General features: G+C 48.8%; 28 protein-coding genes and 1 tRNA gene. 18 read left to right on the top strand and 11 right to left on the bottom strand.

Going from position 1 to position 21,844, the window contains the following annotated elements:
- Nucleotides 1–59: 59 nt before the first annotated feature.
- From CCY01nite_RS03725 to CCY01nite_RS03695, 7 genes are all read left to right on the top strand, one after another.
- Nucleotides 60–902, top strand: coding sequence for an HNH endonuclease signature motif containing protein (locus CCY01nite_RS03725; RefSeq protein WP_146857947.1), 843 nt, complete (start codon nucleotides 60–62; stop codon nucleotides 900–902).
- Entirely contained in the window at nucleotides 883–1,323 is a 441-nt protein-coding gene (locus CCY01nite_RS03720; RefSeq protein ID WP_146857946.1) for a hypothetical protein, read from the top strand. The genes CCY01nite_RS03725 and CCY01nite_RS03720 overlap by 20 nt, the downstream gene beginning before the upstream one ends.
- A 413-nt stretch (nucleotides 1,324–1,736) precedes the next feature.
- Nucleotides 1,737–2,693, top strand: coding sequence for a bifunctional DNA primase/polymerase (locus tag CCY01nite_RS03715; RefSeq protein WP_146857945.1), 957 nt, complete (start codon nucleotides 1,737–1,739; stop codon nucleotides 2,691–2,693).
- A gap of 95 nt (nucleotides 2,694–2,788) precedes the next feature.
- Nucleotides 2,789–3,256, top strand: a complete 468-nt coding sequence (locus tag CCY01nite_RS03710; RefSeq protein ID WP_146857944.1) for a DUF3085 domain-containing protein — start codon at nucleotides 2,789–2,791, stop codon at nucleotides 3,254–3,256.
- 65 nt (nucleotides 3,257–3,321) lie between these two features.
- Nucleotides 3,322–3,891, top strand: coding sequence for a hypothetical protein (locus CCY01nite_RS03705; protein ID WP_146857943.1), 570 nt, complete (start codon nucleotides 3,322–3,324; stop codon nucleotides 3,889–3,891).
- Between the two features lie 171 nt (nucleotides 3,892–4,062).
- Nucleotides 4,063–4,392: a hypothetical protein gene (locus tag CCY01nite_RS03700; RefSeq protein WP_146857942.1), complete on the top strand. Its 330-nt coding sequence runs from the start codon at nucleotides 4,063–4,065 to the stop codon at nucleotides 4,390–4,392.
- Nucleotides 4,380–4,943 (top strand): hypothetical protein, encoded by a 564-nt coding sequence (locus CCY01nite_RS03695; protein ID WP_146857941.1) that lies wholly within the window; start codon nucleotides 4,380–4,382, stop codon nucleotides 4,941–4,943. Before CCY01nite_RS03700 ends, CCY01nite_RS03695 begins: the two co-directional genes overlap by 13 nt.
- 575 nt (nucleotides 4,944–5,518) lie before the next feature.
- Here the strand turns inward: CCY01nite_RS03695 and CCY01nite_RS03690 are convergent.
- The 3 genes from CCY01nite_RS03690 to CCY01nite_RS03680 form a co-directional block, all read right to left on the bottom strand.
- Nucleotides 5,519–6,058, bottom strand: a complete 540-nt coding sequence (locus CCY01nite_RS03690; protein WP_222614303.1) for an ORF6N domain-containing protein — start codon at nucleotides 6,056–6,058, stop codon at nucleotides 5,519–5,521.
- A 111-nt stretch (nucleotides 6,059–6,169) separates the two neighbouring features.
- Nucleotides 6,170–7,555: a site-specific integrase gene (locus CCY01nite_RS03685; RefSeq protein WP_146857940.1), complete on the bottom strand. Its 1,386-nt coding sequence runs from the start codon at nucleotides 7,553–7,555 to the stop codon at nucleotides 6,170–6,172.
- Between the two features lie 238 nt (nucleotides 7,556–7,793).
- Nucleotides 7,794–7,867, bottom strand: a tRNA-Asp gene (locus tag CCY01nite_RS03680).
- Nucleotides 7,868–7,928: 61 nt separating this feature from the next.
- On the opposite strand from CCY01nite_RS03680, the gene CCY01nite_RS03675 reads away from it, so the two are divergent.
- Nucleotides 7,929–8,846, top strand: coding sequence for a glutamate--tRNA ligase family protein (locus tag CCY01nite_RS03675; RefSeq protein ID WP_222614302.1), 918 nt, complete (start codon nucleotides 7,929–7,931; stop codon nucleotides 8,844–8,846).
- 41 nt (nucleotides 8,847–8,887) lie between these two features.
- Here the strand turns inward: CCY01nite_RS03675 and CCY01nite_RS03670 are convergent, their stop codons facing one another.
- From CCY01nite_RS03670 to CCY01nite_RS03660, 3 genes are all read right to left on the bottom strand, one after another.
- Complete coding sequence (locus tag CCY01nite_RS03670; RefSeq protein WP_146857939.1) at nucleotides 8,888–9,421, bottom strand: DinB family protein; 534 nt, start codon at nucleotides 9,419–9,421, stop codon at nucleotides 8,888–8,890.
- A gap of 127 nt (nucleotides 9,422–9,548) precedes the next feature.
- Nucleotides 9,549–10,013, bottom strand: a complete 465-nt coding sequence (locus CCY01nite_RS03665; protein WP_146857938.1) for a hypothetical protein — start codon at nucleotides 10,011–10,013, stop codon at nucleotides 9,549–9,551.
- Nucleotides 10,014–10,072: 59 nt separating this feature from the next.
- The gene (locus tag CCY01nite_RS03660; protein ID WP_146857937.1) at nucleotides 10,073–10,975 is read right to left on the bottom strand and encodes a helix-turn-helix domain-containing protein; all 903 of its coding nucleotides are present in this window, start codon (nucleotides 10,973–10,975) and stop codon (nucleotides 10,073–10,075) included.
- Nucleotides 10,976–11,087: 112 nt separating this feature from the next.
- Here CCY01nite_RS03660 and CCY01nite_RS03655 point away from each other — a divergent pair, with 112 nt between their 5' ends.
- The 3 genes from CCY01nite_RS03655 to CCY01nite_RS03645 are packed head-to-tail and all read left to right on the top strand — an operon-like array spanning nucleotide 11,088 to nucleotide 12,769.
- Nucleotides 11,088–11,573: a DinB family protein gene (locus CCY01nite_RS03655; protein ID WP_146857936.1), complete on the top strand. Its 486-nt coding sequence runs from the start codon at nucleotides 11,088–11,090 to the stop codon at nucleotides 11,571–11,573.
- Between the two features lie 37 nt (nucleotides 11,574–11,610).
- Nucleotides 11,611–12,408 (top strand): HipA family kinase, encoded by a 798-nt coding sequence (locus CCY01nite_RS03650; RefSeq protein ID WP_222614301.1) that lies wholly within the window; start codon nucleotides 11,611–11,613, stop codon nucleotides 12,406–12,408.
- On the top strand, nucleotides 12,386–12,769 hold the full coding sequence (locus tag CCY01nite_RS03645) for a DUF3037 domain-containing protein (protein WP_146857934.1): 384 nt from the start codon (nucleotides 12,386–12,388) through the stop codon (nucleotides 12,767–12,769). The genes CCY01nite_RS03650 and CCY01nite_RS03645 overlap by 23 nt, the downstream gene beginning before the upstream one ends.
- Before the next feature lie 103 nt (nucleotides 12,770–12,872).
- Here the strand turns inward: CCY01nite_RS03645 and aqpZ are convergent, their stop codons facing one another.
- Nucleotides 12,873–13,613 (bottom strand): aquaporin Z, encoded by a 741-nt coding sequence (gene aqpZ, locus CCY01nite_RS03640; protein ID WP_371863612.1) that lies wholly within the window; start codon nucleotides 13,611–13,613, stop codon nucleotides 12,873–12,875.
- Between the two features lie 106 nt (nucleotides 13,614–13,719).
- Here aqpZ and CCY01nite_RS03635 point away from each other — a divergent pair, with 106 nt between their 5' ends.
- Together CCY01nite_RS03635 and CCY01nite_RS03630 are read left to right on the top strand one after the other, a co-directional pair.
- A complete protein-coding gene (locus tag CCY01nite_RS03635) occupies nucleotides 13,720–14,241 on the top strand; it encodes a GNAT family N-acetyltransferase (RefSeq protein WP_146857932.1) in 522 nt (173 codons plus the stop codon).
- A 10-nt stretch (nucleotides 14,242–14,251) separates the two neighbouring features.
- Nucleotides 14,252–15,190, top strand: a complete 939-nt coding sequence (locus CCY01nite_RS03630) for an alpha/beta hydrolase (RefSeq protein ID WP_146857931.1) — start codon at nucleotides 14,252–14,254, stop codon at nucleotides 15,188–15,190.
- Between the two features lie 193 nt (nucleotides 15,191–15,383).
- Here the strand turns inward: CCY01nite_RS03630 and CCY01nite_RS03625 are convergent, their stop codons facing one another.
- Nucleotides 15,384–16,391, bottom strand: coding sequence for a helix-turn-helix domain-containing protein (locus CCY01nite_RS03625; protein ID WP_146857930.1), 1,008 nt, complete (start codon nucleotides 16,389–16,391; stop codon nucleotides 15,384–15,386).
- 196 nt (nucleotides 16,392–16,587) lie between these two features.
- Entirely contained in the window at nucleotides 16,588–16,734 is a 147-nt protein-coding gene (locus tag CCY01nite_RS26525) for a hypothetical protein (RefSeq protein WP_186830880.1), read from the bottom strand.
- A 55-nt stretch (nucleotides 16,735–16,789) separates the two neighbouring features.
- On the opposite strand from CCY01nite_RS26525, the gene CCY01nite_RS03620 reads away from it, so the two are divergent.
- From CCY01nite_RS03620 to CCY01nite_RS03610, 3 genes are all read left to right on the top strand, one after another.
- Nucleotides 16,790–17,368 (top strand): Crp/Fnr family transcriptional regulator, encoded by a 579-nt coding sequence (locus CCY01nite_RS03620; RefSeq protein ID WP_146857929.1) that lies wholly within the window; start codon nucleotides 16,790–16,792, stop codon nucleotides 17,366–17,368.
- 64 nt (nucleotides 17,369–17,432) lie between these two features.
- On the top strand, nucleotides 17,433–17,873 hold the full coding sequence (locus CCY01nite_RS03615; RefSeq protein ID WP_146857928.1) for a carboxymuconolactone decarboxylase family protein: 441 nt from the start codon (nucleotides 17,433–17,435) through the stop codon (nucleotides 17,871–17,873).
- Nucleotides 17,874–17,951: 78 nt separating this feature from the next.
- On the top strand, nucleotides 17,952–18,809 hold the full coding sequence (locus tag CCY01nite_RS03610; RefSeq protein WP_146857927.1) for a dienelactone hydrolase family protein: 858 nt from the start codon (nucleotides 17,952–17,954) through the stop codon (nucleotides 18,807–18,809).
- Here CCY01nite_RS03610 and CCY01nite_RS03605 read toward each other — a convergent pair.
- Entirely contained in the window at nucleotides 18,806–19,300 is a 495-nt protein-coding gene (locus CCY01nite_RS03605; protein ID WP_246129842.1) for a hypothetical protein, read from the bottom strand. The genes CCY01nite_RS03610 and CCY01nite_RS03605 overlap by 4 nt on opposite strands.
- Nucleotides 19,301–19,498: 198 nt before the next feature.
- Between CCY01nite_RS03605 and CCY01nite_RS03600 the strand changes: the two genes are divergently transcribed.
- Both CCY01nite_RS03600 and CCY01nite_RS03595 read left to right on the top strand, forming a co-directional pair.
- On the top strand, nucleotides 19,499–20,095 hold the full coding sequence (locus tag CCY01nite_RS03600) for a winged helix-turn-helix domain-containing protein (RefSeq protein WP_146857926.1): 597 nt from the start codon (nucleotides 19,499–19,501) through the stop codon (nucleotides 20,093–20,095).
- Nucleotides 20,073–20,867 (top strand): SRPBCC family protein, encoded by a 795-nt coding sequence (locus CCY01nite_RS03595; protein ID WP_186830879.1) that lies wholly within the window; start codon nucleotides 20,073–20,075, stop codon nucleotides 20,865–20,867. Before CCY01nite_RS03600 ends, CCY01nite_RS03595 begins: the two co-directional genes overlap by 23 nt.
- 123 nt (nucleotides 20,868–20,990) lie before the next feature.
- On the opposite strand, the gene CCY01nite_RS03590 is transcribed toward CCY01nite_RS03595, so the two are convergent.
- Nucleotides 20,991–21,743 carry a phosphatidylinositol-specific phospholipase C/glycerophosphodiester phosphodiesterase family protein gene (locus CCY01nite_RS03590; protein WP_146857924.1) on the bottom strand — a complete coding sequence of 251 codons (753 nt, stop codon included), beginning with the start codon at nucleotides 21,741–21,743 and terminating at the stop codon, nucleotides 20,991–20,993.
- Nucleotides 21,744–21,844 lie beyond the last annotated feature (101 nt).

Genomic DNA, 21,844 nt, shown 5'->3' with positions numbered 1-21,844 from the left:
CATCTTTCTTATTGCATCTATCCCTCACTTATTATTTATCACCCAGATTATTTATATCAATGAAGAAACGTTCTAACAGTTGCCGTAGGGCAAATGATATTCAAAAATCACCGCCGACAGTTCGCAGCAGTATCCCAAAAGCTATAACAACACATTATCACCGGTTTTCGAATAACCAACAGCTGGCCGACTTTCTTTGTATTAACATAGGGACTGTTCGCAGGATTTGCTATGAATTAGGACTAAAGCGGCTTCAGCTCGAATATTTCACGAAACTGCAAGTGCGGTACCTCGTCGATCATTACCGAATGATAGGAGATTGTGAATTAGCGGAAATTTTTCAAAAAAAATGGCCTAAAGTGAAACCCTGGACGAAAAAACACATAGAGAAAAAGCGGAATTACCTGGGATTAAAGCGAACCTTGAAGGAACAAAGGAATATCCACGCTAGGAACGTACTGGCCGGAAGATTTGCTATATGCCCACTTAAAGCATGGAACAAAAGGGGACGTACGCCTGAAGGCGAGATACGATATTGGAATCACAGAAATACTGGCAGAAAATTCCCCGTCATTAAATACAACGGCACTTTTGTGCATTGGAACCGTTGGGCATGGGAACAAGCCTATGGCAAAATTCCGCCGAGAACAAATGTTGTCTTTAAAGATGGCAACCCTAATAATCTCACCATTGACAACCTGGAACTGTTATCTGACGCGGCGTTGGCAAAGCGAAATGCATCAGCGTCCATCCAGACGCTATCTGACAACTATATAGCGGGAATCCTTTCCCCTAAAAATACGGCTCTTAGGACTTTGCTACAATCAAATAAGACATTGCTTGAAATTAAAAGAAAACAAATCACTTTAAAAAGAACCATTTATGGACAACAAGAAAATTAGCGCACAATTAAAACAATTGGAAGGAAAGACTTTTCTGTACGCCGGACAGATCCATTTCATACAGCGCTGCGTGCTAGATGAAGAGCAGGATAAGTGTACCATCCAAACCAATCTGAATCTTTTCGAGCGAAAAATAGAAGCAGTAACGGCATTTTTATCTTACTGGGAACCTTTCGACAGAGTAAACAGAATGGAGCACTCACAGCATCCGCCCACCGAATTGCAACGGATCATGGAAAGTCAGTTAAGTGTGGGCGATCAACTGATGCAAGTGCTGAACGAGAGCATTGAGAAAGTGCGGAAGGACAAAAGCTATATTCCACAGGCGCAGGCTATCAACAACAATGTAAACACGATGGTGAATATTGTAAAGCTGCGGTTGGGCTTATGGAAACAAATGAAAGGCAGTTCTCACCGCTGACAGGCGGCACTTTGCATCATTTCCCAACTTAATTGTGCAACAAATGGCAACACAAAGCTCGACGATTACCTACAGCCTCTATTCCTGCACGTTCCCAAATTCAAGGCGCGACAAGGAATGGAAGCTGGATTATCATCATCTTTCTGCAGATGACATACGAATGATCGCCCGCGTCTATCAATTCAAAAAAAGATCAATCGAAAAACTAATAGCCCATAATAGCAAAAAATTCAACTTCATCAGGAAAAATGCGTATGAAATATAGAAATGCTTTCATACATCTGCCGTCGAATTTATATCTACCATTGATTCCAGACAACCTATTGTTCAACAAAGGTGATAATAGCTCAAAAACGAATAATACGGTCAACTCTGGAATGAGAATCTGTACAGTCGCCGATTAAACAACCATAATGAACGATCTATTGACCGCTGCGCTTCAATACAACGCATTGGGTTTTTCGGTTGTGGCCGTCAACGCGGTGAAAAAGCCGGTTTGGAGATGGAATCAATATCGCAAACGTCCGCCGACCATATATGAGCTGGAAATGATGTTCTCACGATCTGACAGTTGTGGCATTGGCATTGTATGTGGGGAAGTCAGTGGGAACTTTGTAGGAATCGATATGGATATAAAAAATGATCTGACGGGAACGTTACATGATGGTTTTCAAAACGCTATGAATGAAGTCTTCGGCCTAAAATCAAGAAAATTTGCAAAAGCAACAACGCGCTCCGGGGGATTTCACTGGTACTACAGATGTGAAGAACCAACAAGGAGCCAGCATTTGGCACAAAGGCCCACAGCGAAAGCAGAAAGATTGATACAACCAAATGAAACAGTCAAAGTGCTTATTGAATCTTGCGCAGAAGGCAGTATTATTGTCGTTCCTCCAACACCGGGCTATACTTATTTACAGCAGGATCTATGCTCTCTGCCGCTTATCACAATGGAACAACAGGACAGGCTTTTTTCGATAGCCAGGCGTTTTCATCAAATAGCCCCTGGGCTACGTACCGAAAAGCATAAAACCCATCCCTGTCCGCCGGCGGGAAGCCCCTTTGAAGACTATAACCAACGTGGTGACGTGATTGCGCTACTCCTACGACATAACTGGCAGATCACTGCATCGACGAACGTAAAAACCATTTTCAGGCGCCCGGGAGATACAAAACACGACACGTCCGGAGATTTTCACCATGAATTAGGTCTGTTTACGGTATTAACCACCAGTACTGCTTTTGAGAGATGGAAGGGGTATAAGCCATCCGCAGTATTTGCAATACTTGAATGTAACGGTGATTTTACATTAGCCGCAAAAAAATTAATCCAGCTGGGATACGGCATCCCCTATAAAAAGCAGCGTTGAGCATTATTTTCCTTTATCAGCCTGCACTGTAAAACCACATCTCCACTTCCAAGAAGAACTTTCTTCTCATTTTTAACACAATAAAACATTTGCATATGGCAAGACTCATCTTTAGAAACGTGCGTCTGAAAGGGTTATTCAAGCGTACATCGAAGGCAACGACTTTCAGAGCAACGTTCGCAGAAATGGTTGCCGCTTATGAAAGAGATACAGGCAAAAGCTACAATTTGAATTATCCAAATGTGGACATCAAACGATACGCCGAGCATAGCTGTCCTACTATCTGGCTGGTCAAAGAAAACAACATTTACCTCATGACTTCCGCCCTGATAGGCAGGACACCGCCGCATCATCACCTGATATGTTTCGCTGATGGTTTCATACCCTATGACCCGGATAGCTGGGAAAAATGTAGGGCGACCTTTGGGGAAGATTATTTCATTCAATCCATCCCGGTTAATAAAGAACTACAGCAAGCGATCGAAGAGGGCGCCGATATCCACTTTGATATTACTCCCGAAATCATAGAAATAATAGCGGTATACTCGCTAGAAGACGAATAATATGCTTTCCCCTTCCTCGGAGAATTTACAACTACAATTTTACTCACTTTCTTAAACATTTACTTATGAGTACAAAAATGAAACTTCCTGATGGCAGCATTAAATTCGCTGTCCACGGCGTATTTGGAGAAAATGCAGAGAATGTATTTATCTGCACCACATCAGCGAAAAAAATTGCCCGACGGCTCAAAAGACTGATGCTTCCGGAAATGTTTGCAACATTTGATACACAGAAAGAAGCTGATGCATATCAACAAGGACTCATGGATATGCAAGGGTGGCTAGGTGTTTATTATACCACACCACAACTTCATGCCGCCGTCTTTCAAATGCCAGGCATACAAGTCTTACCTCATGATGGGCCACCTTCTGTGCCTGCTGACGATCCGAATGAAGTAGCCTTAATAGCTTCCATCATGGCTTATAATCTGACGGAGGAGATCAAACATCATAAAATTAATTCGCTTCACGCGCTGATGGATTTAATTCCTGCTGCCGCCATAAGATTCTGCATAGAATATGGTCATATCATTGAATGGGATACATTTATTAGTTCCGAATCAAACAGCCGGTTCACTTGTTTCGAAGATTTCGTTGTCGCTTATGGCAGAAAATACCTGAATAGTAACAAATAAGATAGCTTTCTCATTCCGACATTTATAGACCTCCACATACTGACCAACCGGGTCTTTCCCTTCGATTCTAATTCCAGTTTGAGTTTCAGCCATCAGTGTCAAACTGATGCGCAATGCTACATTCATCTAACCGGACATACGCCGCCGGTCAAAAGAGCGTGCCATACTATCATGAAAAAGCAATTATCTCCTAAGAATTGGAAAAAAGTTTACAATGCCTGTCTGAATACAGACAGGATTTATTTATTGTCGGCCATCAATGCCGCACTCGAACAAACAGGTAGAATGCCTATTAATAGCAATGCCGCGGCACTACTTAGTCAGCACGCTTTAGCAAAAATCGCCTTTGAAATTGCCAAACAAACCGCTCTTATTGAACAGAATAACTCGCGTGTCAGAATAGACCCTGAAGGTACCTATACCATATCCTTCAGATCACGCTTCCACTTACATATACAGAGCATCATTTCATATCTATCCAAAATATTATGCGACAAATAGCAAAATTAACCCTCGGTGAAATAAAGGGCGATCTTACAATTTATTTCAACTGGTCGATCAATGCTTTAGTGCCGTTCAACCCCGGCGCAGCAGACAATTATTTACAAAACAACATGACTACTATCATTAGCGTAGCACAGAAGCTGTTACATGAAATGGAGTACATCCCGGAGAAAATCTACCGAGGGGTGCTTTTGAAGTATCCAGTTACTGCTGTTCCGCCACACGAGCAACTACAGTTTCTTTCTTTCACGACAGATAGAGCAGTAGCCGAACATTTCGCTCGTGTGGATGGATTCGGACATGAAATTATGGATCTGCCGGCTCAATTGGGAACATATGGTTATGTAATTGATTATACGCCGGCTATCACTAAGATTCTTTTTCATTATCATTTACTATCTGTATTACCCTATGCAGAAGCACTTTCTTTGATCGGAATGGATGGACAGGCAGAATTACAAGGATTAATGCGTCAAAAAGAAATAACGATTCTTCAGCCGCCGCAGCCATTTACAACCATTAGAAGATTGCCAGCGCCGCCCCAATAATATTGTAAGCGCCAAGTCCTTTTAATTATCTGGTTTCATTACCCCTATAATAATTTCAATGATCATGAAAATCAACCACCTTCCAATTGGTACTCGGCTTATGTGGGTTGCTCCTTCCGGAAGCGAAGAAAGCCGGATAATATACCCGGCAACTATTACAGAACGACACCATAACAAAAAGTGGGTAAAAGTAAATACCGGCAATAATTCCTCCTGGATGGGGCCGCATGAAAAGTATCTACGATTCCCTACGGAGCGAGAGTTAAGTATACACGCCTGGCCATAGTGGAATTGTAATAATAATATATTGATCTGGTAACGGTATTAATTTTACAAGGGGAATTGTGATCGCCCCCTTTTTTTGCTCTCGCAAGGTCGCCAGTGGGGGGTACTCTCAATGATTTTTGCTTACACATCACGCCAGCGGTTCTACTACCAGTCCTAATCACTGACTTATATTTGTCATTTTCTTCAAGAATGGTAAAATTTAAAAATCAAATATTTACCAAAATATTTAAATAGTGGCAAACATTTGATATTCATTATTTGTCTGTGTTATGACCTCGGGATTTGAATCAATCCTCATCTTTTACATTAAATCCTATCCGCCTACGTGGAGGTTGCGGTGGATTTAATAATTCTTTCAGGTAATCAAATATTACCTGTATTTCCCGATCATGCCCTGCTACTTTATTTTCCAGTTCCTCCAGTTTCAGGAGTATGTCTTTATGCGTTAGCCACATTTCGCGCATCTTAGTAAAAATGCGGATGATCTGAATATTTACCTTAATGGCAAGTGGACTATTGAGGACACTCGATAACTGCGCCACGCCTTGTTCAGTAAACGCCATAGGGGTATAACGCAACCCCATTTTGTCACCGTCATTGGAGGTGCCAAATTGGCTCCTCCAATCGCGAAGTTCCTGGTCCGAAAGTTCAAACATAAAATCTTTAGGAAAGCGCTCTATATTCCTTTTAACCTGGCGTTTCAGTTGCTTGGTTTCAACACCGTATAATTGAGCCAGGTCCCGATCCAGCATTACTTTCTCCCCCCTTATTATATAAATCTTTGACATAATTATTTCATCCGTCGGGGCAACATTGCTTATATTCATAATGTAATATTTATTTGTGTTAAAAGCCGATTTTTATATAAAACCCTAAGATAGGAGCGAAACCCAACTGCAAGAGCCTTACTCGTTCCTGTTGATTCGTTTTGATTCAATTTAACATTCAAATTCTCTTATTGGCTCCATTTCACCTTCATTCGTCTTTCCCGAATCTAATTGTCCCACAACGTTATTGTCACCTGCAAAAGCCCGCATCCTATTTCTGGCCATCCATATCTTTTTAAGGATTTCTGCAGCCTCTTCTGGTTTAATACGTATGTACCGATAAAAGTCTTTCTCTTTTTTATGGCCGCTAATCATCATAATTAGTTTCACGGGCGTTTCGGCCAAGAACTCATTAGTACAGAAGGATCTGCGACCAGTATGCGAAGTAATCCAATCACATTTAGCTTTTGTTACCTCAATATCCTGATTCCCCTTTTTATATCTGAACGTTATGAGTTGATTTATGCCAGCCAGTTTCCCTATAATCTTAATATTCCTGTTAAACTCCGGATTGCTTGAAACAGGAATATCATCTTTGAAAATTTCTTCCAGAATTTTCAATGCTTCTTCACGAACCGGAATTACTACCCAATGATCTGATTTATTTTGCTTCTTGTACAATAGACCATTCCTTAGATTATGCTTTTCTAACGTTGAAAAATCGGAAAAACGAAGACCCGTTAAACAAGCAACAACGAACCGGTTCCTGTCTTGTATCAGGTCTGGATACATGCTAAGATCAGTATAGTAAATGGCGGCTATTTCGCTAAACGTGAGGTAAATGGCGTCTGATTCTTCATCTGGGACCTTAAAATCAGTCAGATCTATTGGAGCAATAATTTTGCGGCGAACACGATCCTTGATAAACCCCTTTAGATGCTTGATTGTTTTGCCTATGGTATTTAGCTTAAGCCCAATCACGGGTTTCTTAAACCGCGCTTGAACATAGTGGTATGTGAGAAAATCTACATAACTATCGTAGAAATTAAAATCGAAAGAATTAAACGTGATTTGCTTGCTGGAGAACGCTTCAAATGCTTTTAGGTGGATTTTTACATTTTCATACACGGAAATTGTATTCGGGCTTACCTTTCCCTTTTTTACCTTAATATATTCATCAATCTGCTCATAAACCTCTGGCAGAATTTCTTCTTTTTTTTCTTCTTTTTTCTCCTGCTCCCCCTTAAAGTAATGTTTTAACATCTGAGATGTCACCACCTCCCTTTGAGAACTTAATACGAAATAGTCCGTTTCCAGTTTGGCCCGATACTGCTTAATGATCGTATTAACCAAAGCCAGTTCCTTGTTCTTCGCGTGTAAGTTTATACATTCATCTTCCGGATTCCAGTCCTCGGGATAAATTTTCTTCCCGAGGGACATTTCTGCTCTTGGAGAACCTTCTACAGTAATCCGAACATAAATAGGCGCACGCCCTTGTTTGTCCATTTTGGGCTTTTCCGGGAGAAAAAGCACCGAAAGTTTGTCGTTGATTTTCATACCTCACAGGTTTTAAAAGAATTTTTTAAAACTTTTCCAAACAGCTTCTATCAGCTCGGGTACCTAATTTACGACAGCAGAATAGGTACCCGAAATGGTACCCTTTCACGTTAAATTCCGTTAGTGTGATTTGATATGAAAATTTCAGGCGGGCAAATAAAAAAAGCCTGTAAATTCAATATTTACAGGCTTTTTCGTTCCAAAGAGATCAGATAACCATCTCTTTTTCGATCTTTTGCGGACCGGACGGGACTCGAACCCGCGACCTCCGCCGTGACAGGGCGGCATTCTAACCGACTGAACTACCGATCCTTCCGTAGTGGGCTGCAAAAATATGAACAAATATCCCAATTATCCAAATCCTCCCACAAAAATGTATTTTACAGCGGAAATGACCGCTCCGCAACATATCACCAAAACCAGGCTGGCGCCCACTCCCAGCGGCTTTTTGCATCTCGGGAACGCTTTTTCTTTTGCGTTGACAGCCGCGCTCGCGCAACAGGCGAGCGCAAAAATTCTGCTGCGCATAGACGATCTGGACAGGGAAAGGGTGGAAGAAAAATACGTACAGGATATTTTTGATACGCTGCATTTTCTCGGGATACCCTGGCACGAAGGCCCCCGTGATCACCACGAATACCAGTCCATCTACTCCCAACTCCACCGCCTGCCGCTTTACAACGAAGCCCTGCAACAACTAAAAAACAGCGGAATGCTCTTCGCCTGTGAATGCTCCCGCGCACAAATTTCAAACGGCATCTACCCCGGCACCTGCCGCAACAAAAATTTGCCCCTTGACGGCAAAAATCTCAACTGGCGGCTACGCACCAACGAAGAAAAAACACTGACCGTCCGCATCCCCGGCGGAAAAAGCCTGGCCAGCACATTGCCCGCGGAAATGCGGGATTTTGTAGTAAGGAAAAAAGACGGCTTCCCCGCGTATCAGCTCGCGTCTTTGGTGGACGACCGCTTTTTTAACGTCGATCTCATCGTCCGGGGAGAAGACCTCTGGCCGTCTACGCTGGCGCAACTGTATCTTGCGGATGTATTGCAGTACGAAAAATTCAGGGAAAGCATCTTTTATCATCATCCGCTATTGCTGGAGGCCGGGGACAGGAAGCTCTCCAAATCTGCCGGCGCCACGTCTATCCAGTTCCTTCGCAAGGAAGGGAAAACGCGGGAAGATATTTACGGCATGATCGCGCAGATGATGCAGATAAAGGCGCCGGTCAGCGACTACATTTCCTTGTGGGAAGCGCTGATAAAAGAGCATCCGGAGAGCGGCATCTAGTCAACCCTTACTTCTTCTTTACCGGCTTCGTTTACGCAAATTTATTTTTCATGACGGAAGACATTATAGTAGTTATAATCGGTCATCGGCGCGTCCGTGAACCCCAGCTGCCGCCCGATCGTGATGATCTGCCCGCGGTGATACGTGGTATGGTTCACCACATGCATGATATATTCAAAATTCTGGAAATCGCTCTGGAACCAGGGGCTCACCACCAGCGTACGGCTTGTTACGCCGCGCTCTCCCGCGTGCTGCACAAAATCCGCCAGCTCCTGCGAATGCTCCACAATAATATCCAGTATGTCTTCCACACTTCCTTCAAACCCGCTGAAAGTATCCGGCTCATCTCTCCGGATCAGGGAAAGCCAGTAACGCTGCGTTTGCCAGGTGTGGATGAGCGTCAGTTTGATGCTTGGAAAGCTGGAAGCTACTTCCTGTTCCAGCATTTCCGCCGGTTTGCTGCGAAGCCAGTTCACCAGCGTGGTGTTCGCCCAGAGGTTGTAGTTCACATAATTCTGCATCAGGGTGGCGATGGAGGTTTGCGTGGAGGCGGGTGCGGTTTTTTCCTGTATCATGGTGTGTGTTTTTAAGTACAATACAAAGAGAATGCACAGGAGTGACAGCAGTATGTCAGCAGGTTTTTACCCGCCGAAAAATTTTTCAACTTATTGATAATCAATTCAATTTAAACCGATTGTCCGGTCAGAATGATCTTATATAAGGTCTGTTTGCCAGCGGAGAGAACGGCCAGGGGATAGCGATAAAAATAATGATCAATGCCACTGTGAACCAAAGCGCCATTGTGCGGAATTTCCGGGCGTCGGTGTCCAGGCGCTTCGCGGCCGCGGAGCCGATCGTGATCAGCACGACCGACAAGGTCATCAATATAATATGGATCAGTCCGAAGAACAACAGATCGAACTCGCGCACGGCTTCGCTGAAATTCGACCTGAAATATGCCATCAATGGACTGGAAAAATAAAGCACAAGGCCGATCGTAAGTTGAATATGCGCGAAGGTGGCGGTGAGATGCCGCACGGTATCATCCGTCCGCGTAAAAGGCCGCCGGCCCATCCATCCGGAAAAGCCCCGGAACACACCATACAAAAGGCTGAGCAGCACCAGCCAACGGAAAATGGAATGAAAGAATAATAACGGACCGTACATTTTTTATTTGTAAAGATGGGGTCAGAATGATGATCGTATCAGGATGGATGATGCCATCTTCAGGATTTTTCAATCATTTTCCGGAACTGCACCGGCGTCATGCCTTCATACTTCCTGAACAGCCGGCTGAAATAGGAAGGATCTTCCAGTCCCGTTTCCGCGGCGATCTCCCCGATAGAAAGCTCCGTCTGGTACAGCAGCACCTTCGCTTCCATCACAATACTTTCATCGATCCACCGCGAAGGTGTTTTCCCGGTAACGGAGCGGACAGTCTTGTTCAGATGATTGGGTGTAATGTTCAGCATCGCCGCATAGTCCGCTACGCGATGCCTGGTTTTGATATGGGAAAAGACAAGCGCTCTGAACCTGTTGGTGATACTGACAGCGGAACCGCTGCCGGCTCCCGGTGCGGGCTGATACGCGCGGTTCGCCTCGCAAAGCAGGGTGATGAGGCAGGATTGAATAATGTTGAGGTTCTTGAGTCCACGCTCCTCATAATAGAAAAGGATGCGCCCGAAAAGCTGTGAGATGAACGCCGCCGTTTGCCTGTCGGGTATGATATGAGGATAGCCCCAGACCTGCAGGAACCCGAATTCCTGCAACAAACCGCTTTGCCCGAATTTGCCGATCAGCACGTCGGGGTGAAAATGGCAGAGATAACCTTTGTTCACCTCGCCTTCCCGGAACGAGAATATTTGTCCCGCGGGTACGAACAGCATTTCTCCCTGCCGGATCGTGTATGCTGCACTGCCGATCTTCATGCTGGCGGTTCCTTCGGTGAGGTACAGGCAGCAGTGGGTGGCCGAGCGGGAGGCGGGCACCGCGTGCTTCACATGCCGGTATATATCCTCCACCCGCACAATGAAGAACCGGGTCAGATCGCCTTTGAACAGAAGCCGCAGCGCTGAAGAAGGCATGAATTTCTCTGTAAAGGCCCTTGTATCGTATAGTTTAACTGGCATACCGTTATTGGAGGCGAATGAAAAGTTTTTTTATTGTACCGGAAAGCATACTGACATAAGGTTGTCGCAGCCCGCTTTTTTCTTTGTCAGACAAAACAAAAAACATATAACCATGGAACACAACATTCTTTCTTCGCAGCAATTGCTGGAACACTGGCAGGGACACCGCCGTTTAACGCGCCGCGTGATCGAGGCTTTCCCGGAAGATCAGTTATTTACCTTTTCCGTTGGTGGCATGCGGCCCTTCGCCGAGCTTGCGGTAGAAATGCTGTTGATGGGAGTGCCGGGCATTAAGGGCGTTTTGACCGGCAAATGGAAACAACTGGTGGAAGACAATCAGACGCAGAAAAAGGAACCGCCCCGCACAAAGGACGCGCTGCTGCAGCGTTGGGACGAAGCAACGGCGGAGATGGACGCCCTGTGGCCGCAAATACCGGCGCAACGCTTCCAGGAAACGGACGTTGCCTTTGAGATGTATGAAGGCCAGGTGTACTGGTTCATCCTCTACTGGATCGATAACGAGATCCATCACCGCGGGCAGGGGTATGTATATCTCCGGGCGCTGGGTATTGAGCCGCCGCCTTTCTGGGAAAGATAGATTTAATATCTTGCGCTATATTTATTGAATGGCAGATATGCAAATAGATTCATCACCCGTCAGGACCGTGAATGTGACCCGTTACGTGACGCCGCTGCGCGAAGGCGGCTCTTTGCCGGCGATCGCGGAGGCCGATGATGGTTTTTTATATGTGCTCAAGTTCCGCGGAGCGGGTCAGGGCGTGAAAGCGCTGATCGCCGATCTTCTGGGTGGTGAGCTGGCAAGGGCGCTGGGCCTGAAGGTGCCGGAGATCGTATTCGCTAACCTGGATACGGCCTTCGGCCGGACGGAACCGGATGAAGAAATACAGGACCTGCTGAAAGCCAGCGTAGGCCAGAACCTTGCGCTGCATTACCTTTCCGGCTCCATCACATACGATCCCGCCGTTACGGTCATTGAACCGAAACTGGCTTCACAGATCGTATGGCTGGATTGCCTGCTGACGAATGTGGACCGCACGGCGCGCAATACCAATATGCTCGTATGGAATAAAGAACTGTGGCTGATCGATCATGGCGCGTCGCTTTACTTCCATCATTCCTGGGATAACTGGGCCGAACAGTCGTTGCGCCCTTTCGTACAGGTAAAGGATCATGTGCTGCTGCCGCAGGCGGCGGAGCTGGATGAAGTGGACGCCGCATACCGCGCGATGCTCACCGAAGAAAAGGTCCGCTCCATTGTAGAGCTTATACCGGACGAATGGCTCACCGCATCCGCGTCAGACGCTATAGCAGCGGACCGCCGGGAAGTATACGCCCGGTTTTTGACGGCAAGGATCGCATCATCTGAAATTTTTGTAAAAGAAGCGCAGCATGCAAGGAAATCACTTATTTGAGTACGCCGTTATCCGCGTGGTGCCCCGGGTGGAACGGGAGGAATTCCTCAATGTAGGCGTAGTGCTCTATTGCAGGCAAATGAAATTTCTGCGGATGATGTATTCGCTGGATGAAGTGCGCCTACACGCATTTTGCGCCAGCCTGGACGTTCCCGAGCTGCAATCCTACCTCGCTGCTTTTGAAAAAATATGCAATGGCGAAAAAGATGGCGGGCCTATCGCAAGGCTCGATATCGCTTCGCGGTTCCGCTGGCTGACGGCCATGCGCAGTACCGTAGTGCAAACGTCCAGGGTACATCCGGGGTTGAATGGAGATCCGCAGGCGGCGCTGACGCGCCTGTATGAGCAGCTGGTGTTGTAACAGGCGGGCATAAAAAGATCAGCCCGTCTGTCATCGGCATAAAATAAAAGAGGCCGTCAATATCACTAACGTGCATTGACGGCCTCCTTTCTTTAGTCAAAAATTATTTCTTCTCAGCGAACACTCCTTTATAGATCAAACCGGCGATGACCGCGCCGATGATGGGGGCTACCCAGAAAAGCCACAGCTGTCCCAACGCAGCTCCACCGGCGAAGATCGCCTGGCTGGTACTCCGGGCCGGATTAACGGACGTATTTGTAACCGGGATGCTGATCAGGTGAATGAGCGTCAGCGCAAGGCCAATGGCGATGCCGGCAAAACCTTTGGGCGCCCGGTCGTCCGTTGCGCCGAGAATGATCAGCAGGAACATGGCAGTCATCACTACTTCCGTTACCAGCGCGGCCGTCATGCTGTATTTGCCGGGCGACAGCTCGTCATACCCGTTTGCGGCAAAAGTACCCACTTCACTGCCATTGCCGGTGGCAATGATGTACAGGACGCCCGCCGCGGCCACCGCCCCAAGTACCTGTGCAACGATGTACGGAATCAGCTCCTTGCTGGAGAAACGCCCGCCTATCCACAACCCTATGGATACGGCGGGATTGAGATGCGCGCCGGAGATGTGCCCCAGCGAATAAGCGATCGTCAGCACCGTGAGGCCGAAAGCCAGCGCCACGCCCGCCAGTCCGATCCCCACGTCCGGAAAAGCTGCGGCCAGTACGGCGCTGCCACATCCACCAAGGACCAGCCAGAATGTTCCGATGAATTCAGCGATCAGTTTTTTCATTTGCGTTGTTTTAGTGATAAGATAGATTGTTATGCATAAAAGGTTAACTGGGTACAATACAGCAGTAAATATATTTAAAATACCTGAATTGGATATCAACCCGGCAGGCAGTCCTTTTTTTACTACAGGGCAGTGTCGTAAATTGAGGCAAAATGATCGCATCATGAACATCCGCATACGCCCGGAAGAAACATCCGACGCCGGTCATATTTATGAAGTGAACAGGCTGGCATTCGGACGGGAGGATGAAAGCCGGCTGATCGGGTTTTTAAGGGAAGGGGGCAGCTTTGTTCCGGCGCTTTCGCTGCTGGCGGAAGTGGACGGCATGGCCGTGGGGCATATTCTTTTTACCCGGATATTCATTGCACGGGAGAACGGCGCACGGATAGAAAGCCTGGCGCTGGCGCCCATGGCGGTGCACCCGGATTTCCAGCGCCGGGGCATCGGCGGGCGGCTGATCACGGAAGGGCTGCGGCGCGCCGGGGAAGCGGGGTTTACGGCTGTGATCGTGCTGGGGCATGCGGACTATTACCCGAAGTTTGGTTTTGCGCCCGCGGCAAAATGGGGCATTACAACATTGTACGACGTGCCGGAAGAGGTGTTCATGGCCATGGAGCTGAAGCCCGGCGCGCTGGATGACGCTTCCGGAACGGTGGTATATCCCGAAGCTTTTGAGCGTGTCTGAATTTTAAATTATGGGCAAACGGTTTTTAAAACGCGCAGGATGGAGCATCTTCAGCCTGTTCATCCTGGTCAATCTATTTGCATTTTTTCATGCCTGGAAGTTTACGCATTTCAGCGATACGCGCGCGCCGAAAACCGATCCGCATACCTTGTCCTTCGCCGGCAAGCTGAAAACGATCTGCCTGGGAGTGGACAATCCGCGGCCGGTCAACCGCGGCAAGCCGTCCGGCCCCTACCGCACCATCATGCTGCAAAGCCATGAGCGGATCGAATGCTGGCTCATAGAAACGCCAGGCGCAAAAGGCACGGTAGCTGTCTTTCACGGGTACGGGGGAATGAGATCTTCCATGCTGGATAAAGCGGAGGAATTCCGGAGGCTGGGGTACAATGTGCTGCTGGCGGATTTCATGGGCTCCGGCAACTCCGGCGGAAATGCCACTACCATCGGTTTTAAGGAAGCGGAAGATGTGAAGGCGGTATACGATTATCTGACGCATGCGGGAGAAAAGAACATTTATTTGTTCGGTACTTCCATGGGCGCTGTGGCCGTGCTGAAGGCAGTGAAGGATTACCGGATACAACCGGCGGCGCTGGTGCTGGAATGCCCGTTCGGTTCTTTGTACAAAGCGGCCAGCGCGCGTTTCCGGGCGGTGGGGGTGCCGGGATTTCCACTGGCGGGATTCCTGGTGTTCTGGGGCGGCGTGCAGCATGGCTTCTGGGGATTCGGGCACCGGCCTGTTGACTATGCCAAAACGGTGAACATCCCCACCTTGCTGTTTTACGGTGAGCAGGACGAAAGGGTCACAAGAAAAGAAATTGATGAAATATACAGCGGCCTGCAGGGGCCGAAGCAACTAATAACCTTTCCGCAAGCCGGCCATGTGAATTACCTGGTGGCTTACAGAAAGGCTTGGAGAGGATCAGTTGCCCGCTTTTTGAAGCGGTATTGAGCTAAGTTGGAGAAACAAACAGTTTGTGTTTTAAGCTAATTGAAGAAAAAAACTAGTTAATCTGTAAAGAGCAAAGTACCGGGCTAATAGGAGCACATTGCAGAGGCTTCCCGGCCTTTGATGACAAAGTAAGAGAGAATTTCTCAAAATGATTTGTATGGTTGCAGGCGAAAAATTGTATGCTTTGCGGGGATTACCGGTTTTGCGCCCGGAAAGCCGTGGGCGTCATTTTATGCTTTTCCATGAAGGTCCTGCTCAGGTGCGCATTGTCCGTAAACCCGGTCTTGGCAACGATCTCGCCGATCTTCAGGTCCGTAGTACGCAGCAGGTGTTCCGCCTTTTCCGTTCTGAATTTCTTCAGATAGCGGTCCGGCGCCATGCCGGTCGCCGCCTTGAACTCTTTCCGGAAGACCTCTTCGGAAAGACCGGCCTGCTCCGCCAGTTCAGGTATGGTCAGCTGGGTATCGTAGTATTCCGCAATGAAGCCGAGTGATTTCTGAATATGCGGCGGCACATGCTGCGATGCCCTCAGCAGCTCGAAATACAGGAGCAGCAACTCGTTCACCTTAATGTCCTGGAAGATCAGGAAATGCGGATCATCTTCCGCGCGGAACCGCATGTTCTTGATGATGGAGTGGGCTTCCGGGCTCAGGGAGATCACATCCACCTGCTCGCCTTCCATCACCCGTTTCACCTGTTTCTCGATCAGCGAAGTGAACCTGGGATTGTTGGCGCCGAACTTCTGTAAAAATTCGCTGGTGAAGGACATGTAGACGCCGGTATAGTGGAAGGGCTCAAAGTATGCTTTGTTCATCACGGCCTGCGGCACATAATAAAACCCGAAGCTGTCTCCCGGCAATATCAGCATGGCTTCGCTGCCATGCAGCTCGCAGGGGATGTTGCCTTTCAGTCCGCAGTAAAGACCAATGAAAGGCGCCGCGGTAACGGGATGCAGGAAGACTTTCTCTTTAATATCGAAGTTCAGCCAGCCGATCACCCAGTCCTTTTGCCGGATTTCCTGGGTGAAATAGCAACCAAAGGGGCCGCTGATAAATTCGGCGATCGTTCCGGGAACGCGGTACCGTTCATAGTCCTTTGGGAGTTGATCAGATATGCTGGTGTGAGCTTTCAGTTCCGGAGCTACCTGGAATTTCATCAGCGGGGGGTGTTCCTCTGCATGTTTGCTTGATCTTTCAGACATCGAAATACGTTATAAATAGATATAGGTACGGGAAAAGATTTTGGGACGCACTTTCTTTTCAATTAGCGTTCAAATTTACTGAAAATTATCAGAAAGACGGATGCGGGATGCGCGCAGCAGGGCTTTGACGCATTGTGCTCCGGAGGGTGGCATTGTGCCAAAGGAGGGATCTGTTTACATATGCTTACGGCTGGTTTCACAGCATGTATTGCCCGCCTCCTGGCTCAACGGGAGAAGGGAGCGGCTGGTGGCCGGGCATTTCAGGCAGGTTGATCTCTATAGCGCGGGATATGCTGCCCAGCGGAAATACCTGGACAAGCGACAGCCTGTCACGTAGCAGCATATGTGGATGTTTTAATCAATTTAAATATTTTGGCGGATGATCTAACTTTGACAGCATGAATTGCAACGCGCTGATCACACACATCCGCCAGTATATTTCCTTAAACAATGAAGAAGCTGTTTTGTTGGAAGGATCGGTGGAAATACGCGAGCTGAAGAAAAAGGAATTCCTGCTGAAAGAAGGCGGGGTCTGCACCGCGAATTACTTCATCATGAAAGGATTGCTGCGCTCCTGGTTCACCACGGAAAAAGATGCGGAGCAGATATGCCAGTTCGCCATTGAGAACTGGTGGATGACGGACTACCAGAGCCTTGAGCTGCGGCAGCCTTCAGGGTTCAATATCCAGGCGGTGGAAAGCACCACGGTGGCCTGTCTTCCGCGCGACAGGCAGGATGCGCTTTTCGCGGCGGTGCCGCAGCTGGAAAGATATTTCCGCATCATTCTCGAAAAGGCCCTCAACGCCGCGCAACTGCGTGTGAAATACATCTTCTCGTTAAGCGGGCAGGAAAGATATGATCACTTTGCCGGCGGCTTCCCCGAGTTCATCCAGCGCATCCCGCAATACATGCTCGCTTCCTATCTCGGCTTTACGCCCGAATTCCTCAGCAAGATCAGGGCGAAACGCATTTCTTGAACCAGTTCAATTTTTTGGATGCCGGAGTTGTATCAACTTTGTGATGTAATAAAAAATGATCACAATGTCTGAAAGAATCCGCATTAAAAAAGAAGATCCTGATGCTTACAAGGCCATTCTCGCCCTGGAAGCCTACATCTCCCGCTCCCGCATCAACCCGCTTCACCTGGAGCTGATAAAGATCAGGGCCTCGCAGCTGAACGGCTGTGCTTTTTGTATCGACATACATACGAGGGATGCCCGCGCGAAAGGCGAAACGGAGCAGCGGCTCTATGCTCTGAGCGCATGGCGGGAAACGCCGTTCTTTTCCGGAGAAGAAAGGGCCATCCTCGCGTTGACGGAAGAAGTGACGCTGATCTCAGGCGGCGTGTCTGACGAAACCTACGGGCAGGCCGCGAAATTGTTCGATGGGCAATATTTGTCCCAGCTCATCATGGCCATCATCACGATCAATGTGTGGACGCGCATTGGTGTATCTACACGGATGGTGCCGGGGAAGGATTAGGCTGCAATTACCCCGTATTGCCACCAGAAACGCCCGTCATCACAGGAAAAATGCTTAATTTACTATAAATTTTTTCCTATGGACCAGCGCATCATCAACCTCTTCGATGAGTACACCCATAAACCCCTGAAGCGGGAAGACTTCCTGAAACAACTCGTCCGCCTGACCGGAAGCATGGCCGCCGCCATGACCGTGCTGCCGCTGCTCGAATCGAGCTACGCCAATGCGGCCACGGTGCAGCCTTTGCAGGAAGGGCTGACGGAAGAGAATATCACCTATCCCGGTGACGGCACTACCATGAAAGGTTACCTGGTGCGGCCGCAAGCCGCGGGGAAGCGGGGTGCTGTGGTGGTCATACATGAAAACCGTGGCCTGACGCCGCACATCAAGGATGTTACGCGCAGGGTGGCGAAAGCCGGTTACCTCGCGCTGGCGCCGGATGCGTTGTCCCCTTTCGGCGGAACGCCCGTGAATGAAGATGAAGCAAGAGGATTGTTCGGGCAGCTGGACAAAGCGAAGAACCTGCATAATTTTCTCAATGCTTTCGATTACCTGAAAGCACGGTCTGAATACAACGGGAAGGCCGGCTGCGTAGGGTTCTGCTGGGGCGGTGCGCTGGCGAACCAGCTGGCGGTGCATAACGCTGACCTGAAAGCCGCCGTTCCTTTTTATGGCACACAGCCCGATGCTGCCGATGTACCGAAGATCAAAGCAGCGCTGCAACTGCATTACGGGGAAAAGGACGATCGCGTGAATGCGGGCATTCCTGCTTATGAAGCGGCGCTGAAAGCCGCGGGCATCAAATATGAGCTGTACATTTACGAGGGCACGCAGCACGCATTTCATAACGACACATCGCCGGCAAGATATAACGAAGCCGCCGCAAAGCTCGCCTGGGAAAGGACGCTGCGGCTTTTTAAAGAAACCCTGAGCTAAGGCGCCGCGTCGTACCACCGCCGCGTCATTACCACGATCGGCAGACCTACCACGAACATATGTATCAATATGCCGATGGCGGCGGAAGGCCAGTTAATGGCCATGCCCGGCAACGCCGTCAGCGGCAGCACCGCAAAGTTCATCATCAGCCACACAAAGATCCCGTACGCCGGGCCCGTCAGCCATTTGTTCCGCCGCAATAACCGCCAGCGGGGATAAGCTATGAAAAACACAGCCGCCCAGATAACAGCTATCCCAAAATGAAGAAGAACACCCAGGGCGATGATTCCATTACCACCATCGTACGCCGCTTCACCCAGCAACGCACTGGCAATGAAACGGAATATTTGCCCGGGTAATACCCCCGAGCGGAGAAATGCATGCAATATGGCCGCAAGGCCATCCAGTATCCCAACAGCAAGACCAATTGTAATAACGGCCAGTACAGGGCTTTCCCGCCGCTGTACGCCGTCCGTGGAAGAAGTTACCATGAGGGAAAGAAGATTTAGATTTTGGTTGATGTCTGGTGACTCTATCAATTTAATGAATTAACCGCAATTACGGATACCACCTTCGTACGTTCTTTAATAATTTAAATTTCATCATGTGTATATCAATAACTTATAGTTTGTTTTACTGAAAACAAATATTTCCTTGAAAAATTAATTTTTCGGTGTTACTTTCGGGATATGAAAGCACAATTTATCAGGGACACACAGGTAGCCGCGTCGATGATGCATCCGTTGCGGCTAAGCATCCTGGAACATCTCAAGGAACCCAACTCCGCGGCGGGACTGGCGCGCATCCTGGAAATGCCGCGGCAGCAGCTGAATTACCATCTGCGGGAGCTGGAGAAGAACGAGCTGATAGAATTGGTGGAAGAAAGAAAGAAAGGCAACTGCACGGAAAGAGTGATGCGGGCGAGCGCGAAGTCTTACCTCGTTGTATTGAACACCGCGCAGGCAGACCCGGAAGAGGTGCAGGACAAATATTCTTCTTCCTATCTCGTGTCGGCGGCTTCAAAGCTGATACAGGAAGTGGCGGAGCTGCAGACCGGCGCGCATAAAGCAAAGAAAAAGCTGGCCACTTTTACCTTGCAAACGGAAGTGCGCTTTGCCGACCCTGAAAAATTGAATGCTTTCACGGAAGAATTGTCCAGAACGATCATGAAGCTGGCCGCCAAATATCACACGGATGACGATCCGCATGCAAGGCCGTACCAGTTTCATCTATTCTCTCATCCAACACTTAAAAAACAGCAACATGAAAAACGATCATCAAACTAAAGAGGCCGGCAGGATAGTAGACGTTACGCGCGAGATCAACGCGCCGGTGGAAGCAGTGTGGAAAGCCCTCACAGACGCGAAAGAGCTGGAACGCTGGTTCCCGCTGCATGCAAGTGTGCAGCCCGGCGAAGCGGTGGAGCTTTCCTGGGGAGATAAAGTGGACTGGCGCATGGAGATCGAAGAAGAAAGGGACCTTAGTTACCTGCGGCTCGGATATGGACAGGAGCATCATTCCATTGTATCGCCGGAGCCGCGCCGGCTGGCGGTGGAATTTTTCCTGGAAGCAAAACAGGGGAAGACGATGCTGCGCATTGTGCATGCGGGGTTCGGCGGCGGTCGTAACTGGGACGATATGTACGATGGTGTGCGCCGGGGATGGGATACCGAATCGCTCAGCCTCAAGCACTACCTGGAGCACCATGCGGGCAAAGACAGGCTGGTGGCGCTTGCACGCCGCAAATCCAAAAAATCCCATGAAGAGATATGGAACATCCTGGTGAATGGCCGGTTGTCTGCCGGCGAAGAAAATTACGTATACACCACGCCGTTAGGGGAGGAATACGCGGGCTCGCTGGTGTATCTCAATCCCCCGCAGGACTTGTGCGGTACCATTCCCGCGCTGAACAATGCGATGTTCCGTTTGATGCTGGACCGGTATGCCCCTGACGCGGATATTGTCGTGTGGGCCTGGATCGGCGCCTACGATGTGCCGGCGGAGCAGATCAGGGAGATTGAAAAGAAGTGGCAGGCGCAGCTGGATGCGTTGATCTGACCGGCTGGCGGCACCTGCACTAATATGGCTGGCCTCAGCCTTGAATGTTATGGCGAACGTCCGGTATGTAGCGGCATCAGTCCGCAGCCTGCCGGAGTGTTCTACGCTGATGCCCGCCACAAGCTAGCGTTTCTCTAAATAATCCGCCAGCGCATCGATCTTGTCCGTGTTCAGGTAATCAACACCCAGCTTCATCATAACGTCCCATGTAGTGATATTATCCGGCGTGCCCCAGAAGCGGAAAGGCTTGTTCATACCATGCACTTTCCCGATCACCGTGCGGATGCGCAGCTCCTCCTCGTTCCCCGGCGTTCCTTTACCATCCCATTTGGCATAGCGGCTGAAACTGTCGCTGATCAGCGCAACACGCGCCAGCTGATCGTCTGTGTACGTAAGCGTTGGGCGGCCGTCGAACCAGATGAAGGAAGGATATTGCGCCCACTTTTCGGGGGCGGGCATGCTGCCGCTGATGACCAGCCTGATCTTCGGGTTGCCGGTGATCTCCGGGAACTGTTTCAGCTGGTGAACGAGCGTTTGCAGCGTTCGTTCACCGGCTGATTTCAGGTCGATGAGCAGTTGCAGGGGGCGCAGGGAATCGCCTTTCTCCCGGATGGCTTGTTGCAATGGCGTGAGGTACAAGGCGCGCAATGTACGCTCCGGCGTTATCCTGAATGAATCATGCGCTACGAACAGCTCTCCGTTCCGTTCGTATACATCGGCCTCTATGGAGCCGAAAGAACGGGCGAAGGCATTCCGGAAAGGAGCGGCATGCTCATAGTCGTTATGCGAATGCGCGTTGGCGGTGGTGTATTGTTGCGCAGCGGCGGGCATGCACCAGGTGGAGAGGCAAAACAGGGCGGTGATCAGTCTTATCATATACTAAAAATAAGCAGCTATTGCGGGAAAAAGAATACCGGGCGCTCTGGCCCGGTATCAAATATTTTTTTGCAAGGATAGTTGCGATAGGGTTACATAGG

Origin of the sequence: Chitinophaga cymbidii, assembly GCF_007992715.1 — a bacterium.
GTDB lineage: Bacteria > Bacteroidota > Bacteroidia > Chitinophagales > Chitinophagaceae > Chitinophaga > Chitinophaga cymbidii.
Note: the sequence above shows the minus strand (reverse complement) of the source record. Positions and strands in the feature narration are given on the sequence as shown.

What these genes read in the sequence shown, in the direction of transcription:
- CCY01nite_RS03725 (WP_146857947.1), top strand. Translation starts at nt 60, where the DNA reads ATGAAGAAACGTTCTAACAGTTGCCGTAGGGCAAATGATATTCAAAAA.
- CCY01nite_RS03720 (WP_146857946.1), top strand. Translation starts at nt 883, where the DNA reads ATGGACAACAAGAAAATTAGCGCACAATTAAAACAATTGGAAGGAAAG.
- CCY01nite_RS03715 (WP_146857945.1), top strand. Translation starts at nt 1,737, where the DNA reads ATGAACGATCTATTGACCGCTGCGCTTCAATACAACGCATTGGGTTTT.
- CCY01nite_RS03710 (WP_146857944.1), top strand. Translation starts at nt 2,789, where the DNA reads ATGGCAAGACTCATCTTTAGAAACGTGCGTCTGAAAGGGTTATTCAAG.
- CCY01nite_RS03705 (WP_146857943.1), top strand. Translation starts at nt 3,322, where the DNA reads ATGAGTACAAAAATGAAACTTCCTGATGGCAGCATTAAATTCGCTGTC.
- CCY01nite_RS03700 (WP_146857942.1), top strand. Translation starts at nt 4,063, where the DNA reads ATGAAAAAGCAATTATCTCCTAAGAATTGGAAAAAAGTTTACAATGCC.
- CCY01nite_RS03695 (WP_146857941.1), top strand. Translation starts at nt 4,380, where the DNA reads ATGCGACAAATAGCAAAATTAACCCTCGGTGAAATAAAGGGCGATCTT.
- CCY01nite_RS03690 (WP_222614303.1), bottom strand. Translation starts at nt 6,058, where the DNA reads ATGAATATAAGCAATGTTGCCCCGACGGATGAAATAATTATGTCAAAG.
- CCY01nite_RS03685 (WP_146857940.1), bottom strand. Translation starts at nt 7,555, where the DNA reads ATGAAAATCAACGACAAACTTTCGGTGCTTTTTCTCCCGGAAAAGCCC.
- CCY01nite_RS03675 (WP_222614302.1), top strand. Translation starts at nt 7,929, where the DNA reads ATGTATTTTACAGCGGAAATGACCGCTCCGCAACATATCACCAAAACC.
- CCY01nite_RS03670 (WP_146857939.1), bottom strand. Translation starts at nt 9,421, where the DNA reads ATGATACAGGAAAAAACCGCACCCGCCTCCACGCAAACCTCCATCGCC.
- CCY01nite_RS03665 (WP_146857938.1), bottom strand. Translation starts at nt 10,013, where the DNA reads ATGTACGGTCCGTTATTATTCTTTCATTCCATTTTCCGTTGGCTGGTG.
- CCY01nite_RS03660 (WP_146857937.1), bottom strand. Translation starts at nt 10,975, where the DNA reads ATGCCAGTTAAACTATACGATACAAGGGCCTTTACAGAGAAATTCATG.
- CCY01nite_RS03655 (WP_146857936.1), top strand. Translation starts at nt 11,088, where the DNA reads ATGGAACACAACATTCTTTCTTCGCAGCAATTGCTGGAACACTGGCAG.
- CCY01nite_RS03650 (WP_222614301.1), top strand. Translation starts at nt 11,611, where the DNA reads ATGCAAATAGATTCATCACCCGTCAGGACCGTGAATGTGACCCGTTAC.
- CCY01nite_RS03645 (WP_146857934.1), top strand. Translation starts at nt 12,386, where the DNA reads ATGCAAGGAAATCACTTATTTGAGTACGCCGTTATCCGCGTGGTGCCC.
- CCY01nite_RS03635 (WP_146857932.1), top strand. Translation starts at nt 13,720, where the DNA reads ATGAACATCCGCATACGCCCGGAAGAAACATCCGACGCCGGTCATATT.
- CCY01nite_RS03630 (WP_146857931.1), top strand. Translation starts at nt 14,252, where the DNA reads ATGGGCAAACGGTTTTTAAAACGCGCAGGATGGAGCATCTTCAGCCTG.
- CCY01nite_RS03625 (WP_146857930.1), bottom strand. Translation starts at nt 16,391, where the DNA reads ATGTCTGAAAGATCAAGCAAACATGCAGAGGAACACCCCCCGCTGATG.
- CCY01nite_RS26525 (WP_186830880.1), bottom strand. Translation starts at nt 16,734, where the DNA reads ATGCTGCTACGTGACAGGCTGTCGCTTGTCCAGGTATTTCCGCTGGGC.
- CCY01nite_RS03620 (WP_146857929.1), top strand. Translation starts at nt 16,790, where the DNA reads ATGAATTGCAACGCGCTGATCACACACATCCGCCAGTATATTTCCTTA.
- CCY01nite_RS03615 (WP_146857928.1), top strand. Translation starts at nt 17,433, where the DNA reads ATGTCTGAAAGAATCCGCATTAAAAAAGAAGATCCTGATGCTTACAAG.
- CCY01nite_RS03610 (WP_146857927.1), top strand. Translation starts at nt 17,952, where the DNA reads ATGGACCAGCGCATCATCAACCTCTTCGATGAGTACACCCATAAACCC.
- CCY01nite_RS03605 (WP_246129842.1), bottom strand. Translation starts at nt 19,300, where the DNA reads ATGGTAACTTCTTCCACGGACGGCGTACAGCGGCGGGAAAGCCCTGTA.
- CCY01nite_RS03600 (WP_146857926.1), top strand. Translation starts at nt 19,499, where the DNA reads ATGAAAGCACAATTTATCAGGGACACACAGGTAGCCGCGTCGATGATG.
- CCY01nite_RS03595 (WP_186830879.1), top strand. Translation starts at nt 20,073, where the DNA reads ATGAAAAACGATCATCAAACTAAAGAGGCCGGCAGGATAGTAGACGTT.
- CCY01nite_RS03590 (WP_146857924.1), bottom strand. Translation starts at nt 21,743, where the DNA reads ATGATAAGACTGATCACCGCCCTGTTTTGCCTCTCCACCTGGTGCATG.